Genomic DNA, 19215 nt, shown 5'->3' on the forward strand with positions numbered 1-19215 from the left:
GGTACCGGGGTACGGGCCTACCGTCCGGGGACAGCTTCGTTTCCTACCACCTCGAGGAGCCTGCGATGGCGTTCGACGTCCCCGATGCGTGCACCCTGCCGACCGCGGAGCAGCCGCTGCGGCTCGCGGAGTTCGACGCGCTCTTCGCGACCGCGGTCCGTGCGGTGACCATGGTGAGCCCGACCCACGCGCGGATGCGCCTGGACGGCCCGGCCGGGCTCGAGGCCACCGTGCGCGACCTGGCCGCGCGCGAGACGCAGTGCTGCTCGTTCTTCACGTTCACGGTCACGCCGGAGGCGGCCGGGCTCCGGCTCGACGTCGAGGTGCCCGCGGCGTACGCCGACGTGCAGCTCGACGTCGAGGTGCCCGCGGCGTACGCCGACGTGCTCGCGGCCCTCGCCGGGCGGGCCGGCGCCGTCGCGAACGGCGCGACCGGGGCGAACGCGGCGAACGGCGTGAACGGGGCGAACGGCGTGAACGGGGCGAACGGCGTGAACGGGGCGAACAGCGTGAACGGGGCGAACAGCGTGAACGGGGCGAACAGCGCGAACGGGGCGAACGGCGCGAACGGGGCGAACCGATGATCGACGGCCGGCCGCCGCGGTCGTCGCGGATCTCCGGCGCCCTGGCCGCGGTCGCGTGCGCCGCCTGCTGCGCCCTGCCCGTGCTCATCGCGGCCGGCGTGCTCACCACGGCCGGGGCGGCCATTCTCGAGCGGGCGCTCCTCGCCGCGTCGGCTGGGCTGGTCGTGGCCGCGCTGGGCCTGTGGTGGCTGCACCGCCGCCGCAGCACCCGGCGGGCGGCGCCGGCCGGTGCCGGTTGCGGCTGCGGCGGGAGCGGCTGCGGCTGCGGCGCCTGACCCCAAGCGGTGGCCGCGGCGCCTGATCCCAAGCGGTGGCCGCGGCGCCTGATCCCAAGCGGTGGCCGCGGCGCCTGATCCCAAGCGGTGGCCGCGGCGCCTGATCCCAAGCGGTGGCCGCGGCGCCTGATCCCAAGCGGTGGCCGCGGCGCCTGATCCCAAGCGGTGGCCGCGCGCCGCTTCAGACCAGGCCGTGCTCGTAGGCGAACACGACGATCTGGACCCGGTCGCGCAGGGCCAGCTTGCGCAGGATGGCGCCCACGTGGGTCTTGACCGTGGACTCGCTGACGAACACCGTGCCGGCGATCTCCGCGTTGGACAGGCCCCGGGCCACGGCGGTGAACACCTCGCGCTCCTTGTCCGTCAGCCCGAGGAACGCCGCCGGCGGCGCCGTCTCGGCCTGGAACTGCTGGTCCAGCAGGGTGGCCAGGTCCTGCGGGGCGAGCACCGCGTTGCCGCCGTGGACGGTGCGGATCGCGTCGCGCAGCATCAGCGGCGTGGTGTCCTTGAGCAGGAAGCCGCTCGCGCCGTGGCGGATCGCGGTGGCGGCCCGGTCGTCGAGGTTGAACGTGGTCAGCACGATGACGCGGACCGGCTTGGTCCGGCGGGCGACCCGCTCGGGCGTGAAGATCTGCCGGGACGCCTCGACGCCGTCCATGTGCGGCATCCGGACGTCCATGAGGACGACGTCGGGCTGCAGCTCCTCGACGAGGCGGACCGCCTCTACGCCGTCGCCGGCCGCGCCGACCACGCGCATGCCCTCCTGGGCGTCGACGATGACCCGTACCCCCTCGCGGAACAGCTCCTGGTCGTCGACGAGCAGGACGGTGATCTCCTCGCTCATCCCGCGCCGCCCCGGACGGGCACGAACGCGGCGGCGGTGAAGGTGGCGCTCTCGGGCCGGCGCACGTCGAGCCGGCCGCCGATCGCCTCCAGCCGCCGCCGCATGCCGTCCAGGCCGCGCCCGGCGTTGGCGGCTACGGCGGGATCGGCGGGCTCGGTCGTGTTCGTCACCTCGATGCGCAGGACCCCCGCTCCGCCGCCGGGCGGCCAGCCCCGCTCCACCGTGATGGGCCGATCCCGCCGGCCGTGCTTGATGGCGTTGGTGAGCATCTCCTGCAGCACCCGGTAGGCCACCTCGGCGGCGTCCGGCAGCAGCTGGCGCGGGGCGCCCAGCTCGGTCACGACGATCTCGTGCCCGCCGCTGCGTACGCCCGCGATCAGGCCCTCGAACCGGTCCGCGTCGCCCCGCCCCGTGTCCTGGGTCGAGGAGAGCACCTGCCGTACGTCGCGCAGGGACGAGCGCGCCGAGGTGGCGATCGTCTGCAGCACCTTCTTCAGCCGCTCGGTGTCGTCCAGGTACTGCCCCGACTCGGCCTGCGCCAGGATCACCGCGAGCGAGTGCCCGACGACGTCGTGGACGTCGCGGGCCAGGCGGGTCTGCTGGTCGCGCAGGTGCGCGATCTCGTGGGCGTGCTCCGTCTCGCGCCGGGCCCCGGCGGCGACCTCCTCGGCGGCGAGCATCGCGGTCCGGGAGGTGCTCGCCCGTTCGAGGGAGCGCACCAGCAGCCCGGCCGGCCAGGGCGCGGCGACGACCAGCAGCCCGATCAGCGCCAGGGCCAGCCGCAGGGTCGACTGCTCGCGGATGAGGACGCCCAGCCGCGATCCGCCCAGCAGGAGGTGCAGGCTGACGGTGTTGCCGTCGTGCAGGACGAACGCCACGACCACGGCCAGCGGTACCGACAGCGCGCTCATCACCACCGTCGGCGGGCGGCCCCAGCGCGCACCGCCGTAGAACACGGCGGTCAGCGCGAACTCGATGAGCATGAGCGGCGCGCCGAACAGCACGTGGAGCAGGCCCAGCCCCCACACCAGCCCGAGCGCCGCCTCCGGCGCGCGGCGGCACAGCGCGACGGCGAAGGCGACGGTCACCGCCTGCGCGAAGCCGACGAGGTTGCCGCCCGTCACCGCCCAGGTCACGAGGGCCTCGGTGAGGCCGAACGCGAGCACGACGAGCGCCGTGATCGCCTCGGGCAACCACGGGCGCCAGTCGGTCTCGGTCATCGGGTCTTCCAGGTACGCGGGTCGGGTCACCTCAAGCGAACCATCCGCACGGCCCGCCCGGCAAAGCAACGGCGAGGTCAGGCCGGCAGCGCATCGCGCACCAGCAGGTCGAGCAGCGCGGCAAAGGACATTCCGGTCGCGGCGAACATTCTGGGCACCTGCGACTGCGCGGTGAAGCCCGGCGTCGTGTTGACCTCGTTGAGGACCGGCCCCTGCGCGGTGAGGAAGAAGTCGACCCGGGCCACCCCGGCGCAGCCCAGGGCGTCGTACATGCCCACCGCCGCCCGCTCGAGGTCCTTGCGGTCGGCCTCGTCCAGCGGCGCCGGGATGCGGAAGTCGGGCGCGCCGCCGTACTTGGCGGCGTGGTCGAAGATCTCGCCGTCGGGCACGACGATCTCCAGCGCCGGTGCCACGACCCGCGATCCGTCCCGGCGGCCCAGCACGGCCACGTCGATCTCCCGGCCGGTCACGAGGTCCTCCACGAGGACCCGGGCGTCGTGGGCGAACGCGGCGTCCAGCGCCGGCCCGAGCCCGGCCGCGTCGCGCACCAGGGTGACCCCGAGGCTGGAGCCGGCGGCGACCGGCTTGACCACGACCGGATGCGTGAAGGTGTACGCGTCCGCGCCGGCCCGGGTCAGCAGCCGCCCGGGCGCCGTGGCGATGCCGAGCGCGCCGGCGACGAGCTTGGTGGCCCACTTGTCCATCCCCAGCGCGCCGGCGCCCAGCGGCGATCCGACCCACGGCACGTCGGCCAGGTCGCACAGCGCCGCCAGCGTGCCGTCCTCGCCGTGCGGGCCGTGCAGCATCGGGAACGCCACCGCGCAGGAGCGCAGGGCGTGCACCGCCCCGGCCAGCGCGATCGGGCGGTCCTCCCGGTCGCGCCAGACGCCGGCGGGGTCGATGGTGAGGCGGACGGCGTCGTAGCCCGCCCGTTCCAGGGTGTCGGCGACCGCGGCGGCCGAGGCGAGGGAGACCTCGTGCTCGCAGTTGCGGCCACCGCCGATCACGGCGACGCGGGTGCTGGTCATGGTGCGCTCCTCCGGTGCAGGCGGGCGCTGAGGCCCGTGACGATCTCGTGTTCGAGGGTTTCGGCCCAGCGGGCCCATTGCGCCGTGGTCGGCTCGCCGTGCTCGCCCGGGCCGAAGACGGTCACCGGGTCCCCCACGGCGGCCGGGCTGTCGCGGCCCAGGTCGACGACGGTCATGTCCATGGAGATCCGGCCGGCCACCGGGCGGCGCCGGCCGCCGGCCCAGACCTCGGCGCGGCCCGAGGCCAGCCGGGGGAGGCCGTCGGCGTAGCCGACCGGGATCAGGCCGAGCCGGGTCGCGCGCCGGGCCGTCCAGGTGTGCCCGTAGCCGACCGCGGTGCCGGCCGGGACGCTGCGGACGGTCACCAGCGGGGCGGTCAGGGTCAGGGCGGGCCGCAGCCGCAGCGTGCCCGACTCGTCGATGCCCACCAGCCCCGCCCCGATGCGGCTCATGGTGTGGTGCGACAGCGGATCGCTGAGCGTGGCGGCCGTCGCGGCGAGGTGGTGGTCGGCCGGGCGCAGGCCGGCCGCCCGGGCCACCTGCAGGCCCCAGGCGAACCGGTTGCGCCCCGACGCGTTCGCGGCGTGGCCGGGCCGGTCGGCGCAGGGCAGGTGGCCCATGACCCCGACGACCTGTAATCGGCCGTCCCGCTCGGCCCGCCGGGCGGCGCGGCAGAGCCGGTCCCACTGGGCGGGCTCGGCGCCGTCCCGCCCCATGCCGGTGTCCAGCTGCAGGTGGATGCGGGCCCCGGGGGCGGTACGCGCGATCGCGTGCAGGTGGTCCAGGCCGGGCACGCCCAGCTCGATGTCGAGCGCCACCGCCGCGGCGAAGTCGGCGTCCAGCGGGTTGAGCCAGCTCAGGACCCGCTGGGTCAGGCCCGCCGCGCGCAGCGGCCGCGCCTCGTCGATGCTTGTGACGCCGAGGCGGGTGGCGCCCCCGGTGAGCGCGGCCCGCGCGACGTCGACCTGGCCGTGGCCGAAGCCGTCGGCCTTGACCACCGCCATCAGCTCGCCGGCCGTACGGGACCGGATCGTGCGCACGTTGGCGGTGACGGCGCCCAGGTCGACCTCGAGCGTCGCCTGCGGGCGCAGCGCCAGCAGGCTCACCGGGACACGGGGCCGTACAGCGCGACCACGGCGTCGGTGGCCAGCGCCCAGTAGCGGTCGCCGTAGGAGTAGTGCCACCACTCGGTGGGGTAGTTGACAAGCCCTTCCCGGCCCAGCACCCGGGCGAGCAGGTCCCGGTTGGCCCGCGCCTCGCGGCTGATCCCCTCGGCGGCGAAGTAGCAGCGGCCGCCGGACGCCTCCGGGGTGGCGTCGATCGCGGTACCCAGGTCGAGCTCCCGCCCGGACGCGTCGGCCAGGGTCACGTCGACCGCCGCCCCGGCCACGTGCGGTGCCACCGCGAGCGGGGCGACGTACCGGCTGGTCAGGGTGTGCAGCTCCGGCTCGCCGATGTCGGGCCGGACGGCCCGGAGCTCGGCCGAGTAGCGCTCGATGATCGCCTGCTGCCGGTACGCCGGACGGTAGCCCTCCACCACACGCAGGTGCACCCCCGCGGGCAGGGCGGCCCGCGCGGTGCCCAGCCGGGCGGCCAGCTCGCGGCGGACCAGGGCCCGGCCGGGTCCGAAGCCGGGGTCGAGGGCGACGAGGGGCTCGTCGACGTCGCAGACAGGAACGGCGGACACCCGTGGATCGGAGAGCAGGACGGTCATGGTCAACACGGTGACCGGCGGGCCCGCCCCGGGGCCTCCGTCTGAGGTGCCGATGATCGGTCCTCAAGGCGGAGCCGCCGGGCCCGGGGGAGGAGGCCGACCGGCCCCGTTCCGCCCAGGATCGAGCCATGATCCCGCTCAGCCTGGCCCAGATCGCCGCCGTCACCGGGGGCACCGTGTGCGGTGATCCCACGCTCGTGGTCACCGGCCCGGCATACCTCGACAGCCGCGCGCCGCACCCGGGCGGCCTGTTCGTGGCCATCGCCGGCGAGCGGGCCGACGGGCACGCGTTCGCCGCCGGCGCCCGCGCCGTCCTCGGCTCGCGCCCGACCGGCCGCCCGACGGTCGTCGTGGCCGATCCCGTGGTCGCCCTGGGCCGGCTGGCGCGGCACGTGGTCGCGGCGGTGGCGCCGACGGTGCTGGCGGTGACCGGCTCGCACGGCAAGACCACCACCAAGGACTACCTCGCGGCGCTGCTGCCCGGCGCGGTGGCGACCGCGGGCAACCAGAACAACGAATTAGGTGTACCGCTCACCGCCCTGCGACTCCGCCCGCGCGACGAGTTCCTGGTGCTGGAGCTGGGCGCGCGGGGCGTGGGGCACCTCGCCTACCTGTGCGACATCGCGCCGCCGCACATCGGGGCCGTGCTGGGGGTCGGGTCCGCGCACGTGGGCGCGTTCGGCTCGCTGGAGCTGACCGCGGCGGCCAAGGGCGAGCTGCCGGCCGCGCTGCCCGGCGCCGGGGTCGCGGTCCTCAACGCCGACGACCCGCGGGTGGCCGGGATGCCGACGCCCGCACGGGTGCTCACATTCGGCCTCCGGGGCGACGTGACCTGGCGCGACGTCCGCCTCGACCGGCTGGCCCGGCCGTCGTTCGCCCTCGGCTACGCGGGCGCGTGGCAGCCGGTACGCCTGCGGCAGTCGGGCGCCCACCAGGTGGTCAACGCCGCCGGCGCCGCCGCGGTGGCCCTGGCCGCCGGCGGCGACCTGCCGGCGATCGCGCGGCGGCTCGGCGCGGTCGAGCGCGCCTCCCCGATGCGGATGGCGGTGTCCCGGCGCGACGACGGGCCGATCGTCATCGACGACACCTACAACGCCAACCCGGAGTCGATGCGCGCCGCGCTGCGGGCGCTCGTGTCGATCGGCCGCGGGCGCGCCGGCCGGACGGTCGCCGTCCTGGGCGAGATGCGGGAACTGGGCCCGGCCTCCGCGGCGGCCCACGCCGAGGTCGGCGCCTTCGCGCGCGCGGCCGGCGTGGACGTGGTGCTGGCGGTGGGCGCGGCGGCCCATCCGGCCGGCGGGATCGGTCTCGGCGACATCCCGGCCGCCGTGGCGTGGCTGGAGGAGCACCTGGGGCCGGACGACACCGTGCTGGTCAAGGCGTCGCGCGCGGCCGGGCTCGACGTCGTGGCCCGGGCGCTCGCCCGGGTTTAGCCGTCGCGGCGGCCGGGCCGTGGTCGTCGTGCCGGTCGGGCCGTGGTTGCCGTGCCGGTCGGGTCGTGGTTGCCGGTCGGGTCGTGGTCGTCGTGCCGGTCGGGTCGTGGTCGTCGTGCCGGCCGGGCCGTGGTTGCCGTGCCGGTCGGGTCGTGGTCGTCGTGCCGGCCGGGCCGTGGTTGCCGTGCCGGTCGGGTCGTGGTCGTCGTGCCGGCCGGGCCGTGGTTGCCGTGCCGGCCGGGCTCAGTCTTTGCGGCGGCGGTGCCAGCGCAGGGGGCGGGGGTCGAAGGTCCACAGCAGGCGGCGCCACCAGGGGCGGCGGGCCCGCAGATCCTCCACGTACGCGGTGGCCTGGGCCGTTGCCCGCACGGCCTGCGGCTCGCCCGGGCCCGTCGCCGGCGTCGCGAAGGCCACGGCGTTGACCAGCGTCGCCAGCTCGTCCACCGGCGGCACGGCCGGGCGCAGCCCACGGCCCGGGGCGTGGGCGCGGGGCTCGGCGGCGTTGGCGGCGTACCGGGCGACCTCGCCCGCGGTCAGGTGCGTCGGCGCCGGCCGCCCCGCCTGGCGCAGGCCGATGAGCACCTCGTGCCAGGCGGCGTCGATGCGCACCCCCGGCGGCCCCTCGCTCAGGCGGCGCCGGCGGCGGCGGGCGAGCACCACCGGTACCGAAGCGAAATAAGCGATGACGAGGACCAGGGCGGCCGCGGCGGACGACACCGCGATGAGCGTCGTGTGGTCGCCGGCGGCGGTCGCGGGGGCGGCCGACGCATGGGCGGACGCGGACGACTGCGCGCTCGGCGCGGCCGAGGGCGGCGGGACCGACGGGGGCGGCGGCTGCGACGGCGGCGCCTTGGGCTTGAAGTCGTCCTCGACCGGCCGCTGCACGGTGTCGGACTTCGGCAGCGGGTCGAACGCCACCCAGCCGAAGCCCTTGAACTCGACCTCCGGCCAGGCGATCGCGTCGGCGCCGTGGATCTCCTTCCGGCCCTCGTGGGTCTGGAAGCCCACGCCCACGCGCGTGGGCAGGCCGGCCAGCCGCGCCAGCACCGCGAACGCGGCGGTGAACTGCTCCGACGTGCCCTTCTGGCCGCCGAGCTGCTTGTTGCCGAACAGGAAGTGCTCGACGTTGGGGTACGAGTGCCCGCTGGGCGCGTCCGCGACGAGCTTGTAATGCTCTTCCAGCCACTGCTGGATGGCGAAGGCGCGCTGGTACGGGTTGGAGACCCCCTCGCCGAGGTGGCTGGACAGCTGCGCGATCGAGTCCGGCACCTTGCCCGGCAGCGCCACGAACCGGGCCGCCTCCTCCGGCGTCGGGACCTCGGCGACGAGGAGCGCCTGGTCGTCGGGGCGGGGCCGCTGGCGGGAGGTGACGGTGTACGTCAGGCCCTTGCGCAGGCTGTCGGCGAGCGCGACGGTGCCCGTCTCGGCGTCGTAGGCCACGCGCACGCCCTCGACCCGCTCCGGGGTGGCGATCCCGGGCAGTAGCCGGCCGTCGAGCTCGTCGATGGTGATGGCCTGGGTGACCTCGGGCCCGTCGCCGTCGGAGCGGCCCAGGACGCGGCCGGCGTTGCGGTACACCGAGCCGATCCGCCAGGTGACGCCGTCGTAGTCGTTGAGCACCGCGAGGCGGATGATCGGTTCCTGCTCCGCGCCCGGCCCGCGCGTGACGACCGCGTCGAAGAGGTGCTGGTCCTTGTTCAGGTTCCAGCCGGACAGGCGCACGAGCGGGTTCTCGTCGAGGGCGTCCAGCTGGGGCGGGGTCACGTAGTTGCGCGGGTCGACCGGGCTGTCGTTGCCCTGCTCGGCGACGGCCGGGCCGAGCAGCTGGGACAGCAGCACGATGACGGCGAGCCCGGCCGCCGCGCCCGCGCCCACCCGCAGCCCGAGCGTGCGGCGCTGGGCCCCGGTCAGCGTGTCGCCGCCCAGGTCCGGCCGCGCGCTCGCGATCAGCCCGAGGATCGCCAGCGCCGCGTACGCCATCGGGATCCACGTCGTCGCCCGGGCGGCGGTCGTGTCCGGGCCGACCAGGTAGAGCGCGCCCCCGAACAGCGCGGTGGGCGCGCTGTAGGAGAGCAGGACGCGGCGGTACCGCACGCCGGCCTCGGCCGCCGCCAGCCCCGCCAGCCAGGTCGCGATCACCGGCAGCAGCACGGTGTCGGGCTGGGGCTCGATCGGGATCAGCGCGGTGAGCAGGCGCGGGATGCTGTTGCCGAGGGCCTCGCGGGCCACGTCGGGCACCGCGCCCGGGATCTGCCCGGCCGCGGCCGTCACCCGCACGGTCACGTACACCATCACGGCCAGGCCGAGCACCGAGGCGGGCGCGGCCGTGAAGGCGGGCAGCCGGCGCACCGCGACGCTGATGAGCACCGAGCCGGCCGCGGCGACCGTGGTGAGCAGGGGCAGCAGCGTGCCGTTGTAGATCGGGGCCAGCGCGAGGCCGCTCAGGATCAGCATGCCGAGCAGCGCGAGCGGCACGAAGACGCGGCGCATCACGACGGCCGCCCGACAGCCGCGCGCGGTCGCACGCGCCGCATCACGACAGCCGCCCGTCGGCCGCGCGCCCTCGCACGCGCCGACTCACCACGGCCGCGGCCGTTCCGCGTGCGGCTCACCACGTCTGCACCCCGTCCCAGGCCGCGGCGAACTCGGTGCCGTCGCGCACGGCCAGGACGACGACCCGCTCCAGGGCCGGGCGCTCGTCGCCGAAGACCCCCGCCACCAGCGTCGGGTAGGCGGTGCGCAGCGTGCTGACCCGGGACAGGTCGGGGTCGCCGGTGAGGTAGATGAGCGTGTCACCGACCCGCTGGGTGCGAAGCTCCTCGATGGAATTTTCCGACATTTCCGAAATTTCCGTCTCGGCGAGCAGGTCCAGGTACGCCCGGGTCGTCTTGCCGGACGCGGCCCGCCCCGACAGCAGCCGCAGCGCGATCGGCAGCTCCGCGTGGAAGGCGGCCATGACCAGCGACGCCGCCGCCTCGCAGGCGGACTCGAAGAGCTCCGGGTCCGCGTACGACGAGCGGCGGTCGTCCAGCAGCACCGCCAGCCGGGGCAGCGACGTGTCCAGCTGCTCGCGCACCATGAGCTCGCCGACCTTGGCCGACGTGCGCCAGTGCACCCGCCGCAGCTCGTCGCCGACGACGTACTCCCGCAGCGTGTCGAAGGTGATCGTGCCGTGCGGGACCCGGTCGTCGCGCCCGTCGAGCGAGCGCGTGATGCCCGTCGGCACGGCGGTGAGGCGGTGCACGCGCGGGTACACCCAGACCTGCGCCGTTCCCCCGTAGGCGCGGGCCAGCGCCATCAGCCCGAGGGGGTCGCGGCGCACCACGCGCAGCGGGCCGATCTCGACCACGCCGCGGCGGGCGGTGGGCACGGGATACTGCGCCGTCGTCTCGCCGCCGGCCTTGAGGCGCAGCAGCGGTACCGGCACCGAGACCGGCCCGCACCGGTCGTGCGCGACGAGCGTGGCGCCCCGCAGCCGGCTCGTGTTGCCGACCTTCAGCGTCACCGTGCTCGACTCGCCGCGCATGACCCGGTCCGGTTCCACGCCGCGCGCGACGGTCAGCCGCGGGCGCCACCAGACGTACCCGGCCGCGAAGACCAGCGACGCCACGCACGCGGTGCCGAGCACGACCAGGTGGCGGTACCCGAAGACCAGACCGACGGCGAGCAGCACCACGGCCGCCGCGCACAACCCGGCCCCGCGGGCGGTGAGGCGCATCGGCTCAGGCCGCGACGGGGGAGGGCACGGGCACCGCCTCGAGCACCTGCCGCACCACGTCGGCCGGGGCCACGCCGCGCACCTGGGCGTCGGGCGCGAGCAGCAGCCGGTGCGCGAACACCGGCTCGGCGAGGACCTTGAGGTCCTCCGGCACCACGTACCCGCGGCCGTCGGTGAGCGCGTAGGCGCTCGCGGCCCGGGTCAGCGCGATGACGCCGCGCGGGCTCACCCCGATGCGGATCTGCGGGTGCGAGCGGGTCGCGTTGGCGAGCTTCACCGCGTAGTGCAGCAGCGGATCGGCGATGTGCGCGCGCCGGGCCAGCCGCACGAGCTGGGCCACGACCGGGGTGTCGGTGACCGGGTCGAGGGCCTCGGGGGAGCGGTTCACGGAGCCGCGCAGCACCTCGATCTCGACCGCCTCGGCCGGGTACCCCACGGAGAGCTTCATGAGGAAACGGTCCAGCTGGGCCTCGGGGAGGCGGTAGGTGCCGTCCATCTCGATCGGGTTCTGGGTGGCCACGACGAGGAACGGGCGGGGCACGCCGTGGCGGACGCCGTCGACGGTGACGTACCGCTCCTCCATGACCTCCAGCAGCGCCGACTGGGTCTTCGGCGAGGCGCGGTTGATCTCGTCGGCGATGACGATGTTCGCGAAGATCGGGCCCGGGTGGAACTCGAAGCCGCGGGTCGCCTGGTTGAAGATCGTCACGCCGGTGACGTCGGAGGGCAGCAGGTCGGGCGTGAACTGGATGCGCCGCCACTGGCCCTGGACGCTGGCCGCGATCGCCCGCGCGAGGGTGGTCTTGCCGACGCCGGGCACGTCCTCGAGCAGGACGTGCCCCTCGGCCAGCAGCGCGGTCATGGTCAGCCGCACGACGTGCGGCTTGCCGAGCACGATCGACTCGATGTTGCGCGCGAGCCGGCCGACCAGCTCGGCCGCGGCGCCGACCTCCTCGCTGCTCGGTGGACCCTGATGCGTGGGCTGTTCAGGCGAGATCACGGTGCTCCATCAGCATTGCTTCAGCGGCCCCGTGCCGCTGGGCAGATTCAACCAGGCGTAGGGGATGTAGTTCTCGCCCATGAAACTGATCTTGATCCACTGCGTGCTCTTCTTGCCGCCGTAAGGCTCGGCGTTGATGCTCACGCTGGTGTTGGTCTGGCAGATCGCGGTGTAGCTCTCGCCGTTGAAGACGTCCCCGATGCCCGAGCCGGACTGCGACGGCGCCTTGTACACCCAGATGCCGCCGCCGCTCGCGGTCTTCCCGCAGTAGCTCGGGTCGTTGCAGATGACGGTGCCCTTGTACACCGGCGTGCTGACCGACCCGGTGCCGCTCGCGGTCATGCCGGCGCCGTTGGTGATCGTGGCGGTGTACGAGTACGCCGTGTTGGGCCACAGCCCGTTCACCGTCAGCGAGCCCGAGCACGCGCCACTCGCACTGCCGCCGCCGGCGACCTCGACCGTGCAGGTGCCGGGCGAGCCGCCGTCGGTCGCGGTGAAGCGCACCGTGATCGAGTTAAGCGCGGCGGAGTCGCCGCTCACGGTCATCTTCGGCGCGGCCAAGGTGGTGCCGGAGCCGCTGGCCGGGGCGCTCTGACCGGCTTTGTTGACCGCCCGCAGCTGGACCGTGACCGCCTCGGCGTCCTTGAACCCGGTGAACTCGTGGGTCAGGGCGGTGCCGATCGTCGACTTGGTGCCGTTGACCGTGGCCTCGTACCCGGTGAGGGGCGAGCCGTTGTCGGCCGGCGCCTTCCACGTGGCGACCACCGTGCCGCGCTTGGTCGTCGAGGCCTTCACCGTCAGCCCGGTCGGCGTGCCCGGCTTGTTGAACGGCACGACCGACGGGCTCAGCGGCGACTGCGGCGAGCTGCCCCCGATGTCGTTGATCGCGGCGACCTTGAAGGCGACCTGGGTGCCGTACGCCAGCTCCCCGGCCGGCACCGTGAACTGCGGCTGCGCCGACTCGAACGTCTTGGACTCGCCGGTGCCGACGGTCGTGACGACGTACTTGGCGATCTTGTGTCCCTGCCCGTTCGCAGCCGGCCATGTCACCGCGACCGTCCCGTCCGGGTTGGCCGTCGCGGCCACGCTCACCGGGGCGTCGGGGACGTCGCGGGTCGGCACCACCGGGTTGGCGGCCTTCTTCGGCCCGTTGCCCTTGGCGTTCACCGCATAGACCGTGAACTTGTACGTCTGGCCGTTGGTCAGCCCCGTGATGTCCAGCGCCCGCTGGGTCGCCCCGACCTCGTGCGGCGGCTGCCCGTCGCCCTCGACCACGTACTTCGTGACCGCGGCGCCGTTGGGCGGGGCCGCCGTCCACGTGACGCGGGCGGTCGCGTTGCCGGCCACGGCGTTGACCCGGGCCGGCGCGCCGGGCGGCCCGACCGGCGGCTTGGTCTGCTGCGGGGGCGGCGGCGCGGGCGGGGCGTCGCCGCCGAGGACGTCGTTGGCGTACTTGTCGACAGTTGTCACGTGGTTCTTGGCGTCCACGACCCGCGCCGTCGAGCCGCCGGGCGCATTGATGAACATGCGGTCCTCGCGGACCTCGATCTCCAGCGGCTTGCCGCCGGCCTGGATGCGGATCGGGTCGAGCGCCTTGCCCTGCCCGTCGAGGACGTAGACGGTGCCGGTCGCGTCGTCGGCGCAGTAGAAGCGGCCCGACCAGGCCACGCACGGCTTGAGCTGGGGGCTGTCGCCCGGCACCTTGAAGTCGCTGACCTTGTCGTTGTTCACCACGTAGACGTGGCCGCCGTCGACCACGGTCACCGGCACGTCGCCGCCGACCGTCCGGTCGGGCATCCCGCCCTCGCCGTCGAGCTTCAGCGGGACCTTCTTCACCGCGTCGCCCTGCAGGGTGGTCAGCGTCGTGGCGGTCTTGTCCAGCACGGCCACGCCGGTGTCCAGGATGGACAGCGCCAGGTCGTGGCTCGGGTCGGCGACCCCGACCGTCTTGACCTTCACCGGGTCGCCGGCGAACCCGCCGCCCTGGCCGCCCCCCGGGGAGGCGGGCTTGCTCTTGGCCGCGTCGATCGCCACGACCGTGCCCTCGGACGGCACCAGCAGCCACAGCCGGCCGCTGTCGTCGAACGCGCCGCCGGAGATGCCCGGCGGGAAGCTCAGCGTCTCGCCGACCGGCAGCAGCGTCGTCGGGTCGAGCTGGCGGACCTGGCCCTGCACGGTGTCGATGACGAAGGCGGTGTCGTCGTGCACGGCGACCGTCACGCCCAGGCCCGGCGTCGACTGCGTGGTCGCGCCCAGGGTCAGGCTCGACAGGTCGAGCACGCTGACCTTGCCCGTGTTGAGGTCCCGGAGGATCACGAACCGGTCACTCTGGGTGACCTGCATCGTGTGCCCCTGGGCGTCGGTGATCTTCGTTCGGGTGTCCACCTTGCCGGTGACGCCGTTGACCCGGGCGACCTCGCCCTTGTCGGCGCTCCACAGCCAGGCGCTGACGTCGAAGCTCGCGACGGCATGGTTCGCCGAACCCGTGCCCCAGAGCGTAAGGCCCAGCACCGCGACCAGGGCGACGATCGTGCCACCCGTGACCAACGCACCGCTGCGGCCCGAACGCAGGTTCAGACGCATCTGCTCACCATCCCGGCCCCCTCCCGAAACCGGCGCTCATCATATTCCCGTCGATGAGTGGCCGATACCCGGTCACGGACTGTAGTTGCCGCACTCTTTGCACTATTTGCGCTTCGTGCATGCCAGGTCCGACAGCTGGACGTCCTGCGTTCCGTAGACGGCCGCCACGGTGAAGCAGTAGTCCAGCTTCGGATTCAGACCGTTGATCGTGTACTTCGTCGTGCCCGCCGGCAGCCCCTGCAGCTCGCGCACGGCGCCCTCGGTGCCGCCCGCCACGATGAACGGCACGGTGCCCTTGGTCGGGTCCTTCCAGGTCAGCGTCACGCTCGTCTTGTCGTCGCGCAGCTGCAGTTCCCGCGGGGCGCGGCCGTCGCCGAGCGCGGCCGCGGACGGCGGCGCGCTGGCCGGGCCGGGCTCCGGCGCGGCGACGGTCTGCGTCGGCGCGGGGCCGGGGTCCTTGCCGCCGGCGCTGACGAACGCGACGGCGGCCGCGACCGCGCCGCCGAGCACCGCGATGACGGCGATGATGACGATCGCGATCATCGGCGAGCGGCGGCCGCGCTCCTCGTCAACGGGCGCCGGCTGAGGCACGGGCGGCGGCGGTGACGGCGACCAGACGGGGGCGGGCTGGGGCCGGGGCTGCGGTTGCGGTTGCGGTTGCGGCGGCCACGGAGTTCCGGGCGCGGGCCGGAAGTCGGTGCGCTGCAGGACGCCGGGTGCGGCCTGCTGCCACGGCGCCGGCTGGTAGTCGTCCTCTTCCTCGTCCTCGTCCGGCTCTTCCGCTTCCGTGTACGGCGCTTCCGTGTACGGCGCTTCCGCGTACGGCGCTTCCGCGTACGGCGCTTCCGCGTACGCGGCTTCCGCGTACGGCGCTTCCCCGTACGGCTCTTCTGCTCGCGGCTCTTCTGCGCGCGGCTCGGGCCGGAAGATCGGCCGGTCGTCGAGCGGTTGCCGGGGCGGGGGCGTGACGGGGTCGAAGACGACCGGCGGCGCGGCGGGCACGTGGATCTCGCCCTCCGGCTCGGGCAGCCCGAGGTACTCCCGCGCGGCCCGCACGCTCGGGTGCCCGGCGCCGAGCGCCTGGGGCCCCAGCTTGGCGACCTGGTTGTACCGCCGCTTCGCCTCGAACACGTTCCCGAGCTCATCGGCGACGCGGGCCACCTCGAACGAGAGCGCGAGCATGACCGCGTGCCCGTCGCCGAGGCGGTGGTACCCGGCGGTGAGCCCCTCCTCGAGCACCCGCCGCGCGTCGTTGAGCTCGCCGATCGCGACGTGGTACCGCGCGAGCTGGGCGGTGGCGGTCAGCACGTCGGGGTCGTCCGGCCCGAGCGTCCGGATCGCGGCGTCGACGGCCTGGTCGAGCAGGTTCAGCGCACCCCGTTTGTCCCCGTGTGCGGCGATTGCTTTCGCGCCTTGCACGGCGTTGGCCAACTGGGCGGACGAGGACACGCCGGATACTCTGCACTGCCGGGTGGGGTGCCCGCCACCCGGTGTCACCCAACTCCCATGATCGCGGCCGAACGGTGTCATCCGCCCGGCCGATGCTTTCGCCGCCGTTGTCATCCGCTCGGCCGGTGCCGCGCCCCGTTCGGCGTCTCGTCGGATACTTGTCGCCAAGGCGTTTCCGCACGGTCGGCGCCGCGCCCCGTCCGGCTGATCGACGGATACTTGTTCCATGGCGACCGAATCGCTGGGCCAGCTGCCGGGTGCGCGTGCGGGCCGCGACCCCGCGCGGGCGATCAAGCGCGGCCCCAGCCGGGTCCCGCCCGAGGTCATCGCGGCCAACCAGCGCGAGCGGCTCTTCGACGCGCTGGTGCACACCGTCGCCGAGAAGGGCTACGCGAACGCCACGGTCAGCGACATCTGCCGCGCCGCGGGCGTGACCCGCCCCGCCTTCTACGCCCTGTTCGCCGGCAAGGACGACGCCCTGATCGCGACGTACCGCCACGGCACCGACCTCCTGCTCAAGATCATGGAGGACGCGTACCGCAACGAGTCGGCCTGGCGCGAGGGCGCCCGCGCCGCGCTGCGGGTCATGCTGCAGGTACTGGCCGAACTCCCCGCGTTCGCGACGATGGCGGTCGTGGAGATCGACGCGGCCGGCCCGCACGGGCGCACCGAGCGCGCCCGCCTGCTGCGCCGCTTCGACCGCTTCTTCGCCGAGGCCCCGCGCGCCGTGGACGTACCGATGCCGGAGGAGCTCGTGGAGACCATCGTCGGCGGCATCTACGCCACGGTGTACCGATACGTGGCCGCCGGTCGCGTCGAGCAACTCCCGGCCCTGCTGCCGACCCTGAGCTACTTCACGCTGGTGCCGTTCGTGGGCCGCGAAGAGGCCGCGCTGGAGCTGGGCAGCGAATCCCCGGCAAAGACCCCGGCCAAGCCCGCGGAGTGCACAATCAGCCCGTAATGCCGGAATTGCACCGCGGCGCATTCCTGTACCAATTACTTCACCTTGCGGATGCGATTACTCCATCGCCGAAAAATGGTACGCGCGCGTGACGGTTCGGTTACGAGAACCTCAGTGCGCTCACCAGCTGTACCGCTCCCTCGCACGCTTGGTCGAACGGCTCCTGCGCCCCGGCCGCCCGCGCGAGCACATAGCCCCCCTGCACCGTGGCCACCACGGCCGCCCCGACCGCCACCGGATCGGCCCCGGCCCGCAGCTCCCCGGACTCCTGCCCGGCCGCGACGATGCCGGCGATCCGATCGCGCAGCCAGGCGAACGTCTCCTCGACCGGCGCCCGCAGCGCCGGATCGGCCACGAGCTCGGGATCGGCCACGTGCCGCCCGATGGGACATCCGCGCAGCGCGTCGCGCTCCCGCCGCAGGTACGCGACGATCCGCTCCAGCGCCGGCCCCTCACCCCCGAGAATGCTCTCGGCGCGCTCCCGCTCGGCGGCGGCGGTGATCCCGAGCGCGGCGGCGGCGAGCTCGGCCTTACCGGCAAAGTGGTGGTACATGCTGCCCTGCCCGGCGCCGGCCCGGTCCTGGATGGCCTTGGGACTGGTACCGCCGTACCCACGCTCCCAAAGCAGCTCCTGAGCACTGGCAACGAGCCGGTCGCGCGCGTTCATGCCGTACAGCGTACCGACTGGTACGTACGCACGCCCCCGCGACGACTGGTCAGCCGCTCGCGGCGGGCGGTCACGGATGTTCATCTCGTCGTGCATCTCGTCGTGCTGAACGGCAACGTCTGGCACTTGGGGCGAGCCGGTCGTGCACGTTCATGCAGCTCAGCCCGCCCGCCCGGCACATACCCGATATGTCGGGCGCGGCCGCGCCACGACATACCACATATATACCCCGTCAGGCGAAAAATCCGATATGTCGCGGCGCGGAGCGCCCGACATATCGATAAACCTGAACGCTCAGGCCGTACGAGGCGTCAGACGACCCGGCAACGCCGACCGCTGATGCGGCACCCGAGGCGCCGGCGACCGCTGCAGCGCCGCGCGAAAGCTGCCCGGCGACTGCCCGGTCTCGCGAGCGAAGAAGCGGCCGAAGTTGGTCGGCTCCTCGAACCCGAGCTGCCGCCCGACGTCGGACACCGGCAGGTTGCTGGTCGCCAGCACCCGCTTCGCCTCCAGCGCCACCCGCTCGTCGATGAGCTGCTTCGCGCTGCGGCCCGTCACGGCGAGGCTCGCCCGGGTGAGGGTCCGCACCGAGCACCGCAGCTGCTCGGCGTAGTCCTCGACGCGCCGGTGCCGTACCTCGCGCTCGAGCTCCCGCCGCAGCTGCCCGATGAGCAGGTCGGCGGGGCTTCGGCGCGGTACCGGGGCCAGGGCCGAGATCCGCATGAGCAGCACCGCGACCGAGTGCGCGAGCAGGTTCGCGCCGAACGCGGTGCCCCCGAAGCGGACCTGGTCGACGCCGATCTGCGCGATCTCGGCCACGATCGCGTCCTCGTCCTCGCCCGCGGGCTGCCAGCAGGCCGGCGCGAACGGGTCGGTGGCGAGCTCGGGCAGCGGCAGCTCGGGCAGGATCGCCGGCGAGAACATCAGCAGCGTGGCGTCGAAGCCGATCTGGCCGCCGAACTGGTGGACCTGGCCCGGACGGCCCCACAGCAAGGTGCCGGGGCGGCAGGCGTACGTCACGAAGTCCACCGCGTGCGTGCCCTGCCCGGCGCTGACGAGGATGACCACGTGGTTCGCGGTCCGCAGGGGCGAACGCCCGACCGGCAGGTCGCTGAGGCGCGCCGCGCCGACAGGGTCCCCGGATAGGACGCCGAGACTGACCATGACCAGCCCGACTGTACCGAAGGCCCGCCAATCGGCAAGCGGGGTGGAGCCGGATTCACACCCGGATACCGGCCACCGCGAGCTCGGCGATGCGGACTTCCTCGAACGCCATTCCCAGCTCGTTCAGGCGTTCCGGCGTCAGTGCGTCGCGCAAACCGGGCAGCAGCACGGTTTCCTCGTGCTCGACGTGGTGGTGTACCGCCGCGATGAACTCCTCGAGCTTGTCCTCGAAGTCCGGCCCCTCGGGCGAGATGCGTTGCAGGTCGTGCAGCAGCCGCTCGGCCTCGTGATGCTCGTCGGCGCCGCGGTGGGCATCGTCGGGCGAGGGCAGCTGCGGGTACACCTGCTGCTCCTCCGCGTGGCTGTGCGCGGTCAGCCGCGCCGCGCACTCGTCCAGCAGCAGCTGGCGGTCCCCGTCGGCGGCCCGCAGGCGGTCGAAGAGCTGCTCCATCATCCGGTGGTCGTTCGTGATCAGCGTGACGGCGTCGGAAGCCATGTCTCCTCCTTGGATCGTCAACTTCCACGGTCGCGCGGGACGGGCCGGTGGCGCGGCCGAATGGCCGAAACTGCCCGCG

The 19215-nt window shown here is 74.1% G+C and carries 17 protein-coding genes; 4 read left to right on the forward strand and 13 right to left on the reverse strand.

All coding sequences use genetic code 11. The features are described from left to right. Positions 1-65: 65 nt before the first annotated feature. Both ACPPVO_RS10955 and ACPPVO_RS10960 read left to right on the forward strand, forming a co-directional pair. A complete protein-coding gene (locus ACPPVO_RS10955) occupies positions 66-584 on the forward strand; it encodes a hypothetical protein (RefSeq protein ID WP_426511097.1) in 519 nt (172 codons plus the stop codon). Then, positions 581-859 (forward strand): hypothetical protein, encoded by a 279-nt coding sequence (locus tag ACPPVO_RS10960; RefSeq protein WP_426511098.1) that lies wholly within the window; start codon positions 581-583, stop codon positions 857-859. Before ACPPVO_RS10955 ends, ACPPVO_RS10960 begins: the two co-directional genes overlap by 4 nt. A gap of 181 nt (positions 860-1040) precedes the next feature. Here ACPPVO_RS10960 and ACPPVO_RS10965 read toward each other — a convergent pair whose 3' ends face one another. The 5 genes from ACPPVO_RS10965 to ACPPVO_RS10985 are packed head-to-tail and all read right to left on the reverse strand — an operon-like array spanning position 1041 to position 5665. Beyond that, positions 1041-1703, reverse strand: coding sequence for a response regulator transcription factor (locus ACPPVO_RS10965; RefSeq protein WP_360383549.1), 663 nt, complete (start codon positions 1701-1703; stop codon positions 1041-1043). Next, complete coding sequence (locus tag ACPPVO_RS10970; protein WP_426511099.1) at positions 1700-2953, reverse strand: sensor histidine kinase; 1254 nt, start codon at positions 2951-2953, stop codon at positions 1700-1702. Before ACPPVO_RS10970 ends, ACPPVO_RS10965 begins: the two co-directional genes overlap by 4 nt. 47 nt (positions 2954-3000) lie before the next feature. Beyond that, entirely contained in the window at positions 3001-3951 is a 951-nt protein-coding gene (locus ACPPVO_RS10975; protein ID WP_426511100.1) for a D-alanine--D-alanine ligase family protein, read from the reverse strand. Then, positions 3948-5057: an alanine racemase gene (gene alr / locus ACPPVO_RS10980; protein ID WP_426511101.1), complete on the reverse strand. Its 1110-nt coding sequence runs from the start codon at positions 5055-5057 to the stop codon at positions 3948-3950. Before alr ends, ACPPVO_RS10975 begins: the two co-directional genes overlap by 4 nt. Next, the gene (locus ACPPVO_RS10985) at positions 5054-5665 is read right to left on the reverse strand and encodes a M15 family metallopeptidase (protein ID WP_360383538.1); all 612 of its coding nucleotides are present in this window, start codon (positions 5663-5665) and stop codon (positions 5054-5056) included. The genes alr and ACPPVO_RS10985 overlap by 4 nt, the downstream gene beginning before the upstream one ends. A gap of 128 nt (positions 5666-5793) precedes the next feature. Between ACPPVO_RS10985 and ACPPVO_RS10990 the strand changes: the two genes are divergently transcribed. After that, positions 5794-7098: a UDP-N-acetylmuramoyl-tripeptide--D-alanyl-D-alanine ligase gene (locus ACPPVO_RS10990; RefSeq protein WP_426511102.1), complete on the forward strand. Its 1305-nt coding sequence runs from the start codon at positions 5794-5796 to the stop codon at positions 7096-7098. 243 nt (positions 7099-7341) lie between these two features. On the opposite strand, the gene ACPPVO_RS10995 is transcribed toward ACPPVO_RS10990, so the two are convergent. The 5 genes from ACPPVO_RS10995 to ACPPVO_RS11015 all read right to left on the reverse strand — a co-directional run bounded on the left by ACPPVO_RS10995 (position 7342) and on the right by ACPPVO_RS11015 (position 15848). Then, the gene (locus tag ACPPVO_RS10995) at positions 7342-9588 is read right to left on the reverse strand and encodes a DUF3488 and transglutaminase-like domain-containing protein (RefSeq protein WP_426514602.1); all 2247 of its coding nucleotides are present in this window, start codon (positions 9586-9588) and stop codon (positions 7342-7344) included. Between the two features lie 118 nt (positions 9589-9706). Beyond that, positions 9707-10816, reverse strand: coding sequence for a DUF58 domain-containing protein (locus tag ACPPVO_RS11000; RefSeq protein ID WP_426511103.1), 1110 nt, complete (start codon positions 10814-10816; stop codon positions 9707-9709). A 4-nt stretch (positions 10817-10820) separates the two neighbouring features. Next, positions 10821-11747: an AAA family ATPase gene (locus ACPPVO_RS11005; RefSeq protein WP_426514603.1), complete on the reverse strand. Its 927-nt coding sequence runs from the start codon at positions 11745-11747 to the stop codon at positions 10821-10823. Between the two features lie 78 nt (positions 11748-11825). Next, positions 11826-14399, reverse strand: coding sequence for a fibronectin type III domain-containing protein (locus tag ACPPVO_RS11010; protein ID WP_426511104.1), 2574 nt, complete (start codon positions 14397-14399; stop codon positions 11826-11828). 102 nt (positions 14400-14501) lie between these two features. Further along, positions 14502-15848 (reverse strand): tetratricopeptide repeat protein, encoded by a 1347-nt coding sequence (locus ACPPVO_RS11015; RefSeq protein WP_426511105.1) that lies wholly within the window; start codon positions 15846-15848, stop codon positions 14502-14504. Between the two features lie 226 nt (positions 15849-16074). Between ACPPVO_RS11015 and ACPPVO_RS11020 the strand changes: the two genes are divergently transcribed. Beyond that, the gene (locus ACPPVO_RS11020; RefSeq protein ID WP_426511106.1) at positions 16075-16809 is read left to right on the forward strand and encodes a TetR/AcrR family transcriptional regulator; all 735 of its coding nucleotides are present in this window, start codon (positions 16075-16077) and stop codon (positions 16807-16809) included. Between the two features lie 100 nt (positions 16810-16909). On the opposite strand, the gene ACPPVO_RS11025 is transcribed toward ACPPVO_RS11020, so the two are convergent. The 3 genes from ACPPVO_RS11025 to ACPPVO_RS11035 all read right to left on the reverse strand — a co-directional run bounded on the left by ACPPVO_RS11025 (position 16910) and on the right by ACPPVO_RS11035 (position 19136). Further along, positions 16910-17476, reverse strand: coding sequence for a TetR/AcrR family transcriptional regulator (locus ACPPVO_RS11025; protein WP_426511107.1), 567 nt, complete (start codon positions 17474-17476; stop codon positions 16910-16912). Positions 17477-17770: 294 nt separating this feature from the next. Then, complete coding sequence (locus ACPPVO_RS11030; protein ID WP_426511108.1) at positions 17771-18640, reverse strand: helix-turn-helix domain-containing protein; 870 nt, start codon at positions 18638-18640, stop codon at positions 17771-17773. 55 nt (positions 18641-18695) lie between these two features. Further along, a complete protein-coding gene (locus tag ACPPVO_RS11035) occupies positions 18696-19136 on the reverse strand; it encodes a hemerythrin domain-containing protein (RefSeq protein WP_426511109.1) in 441 nt (146 codons plus the stop codon). Positions 19137-19215: the final 79 nt, after the last annotated feature.

It is taken from the genome of Dactylosporangium sp. McL0621 (assembly GCF_049995355.1).
GTDB lineage: Bacteria > Actinomycetota > Actinomycetes > Mycobacteriales > Micromonosporaceae > Dactylosporangium.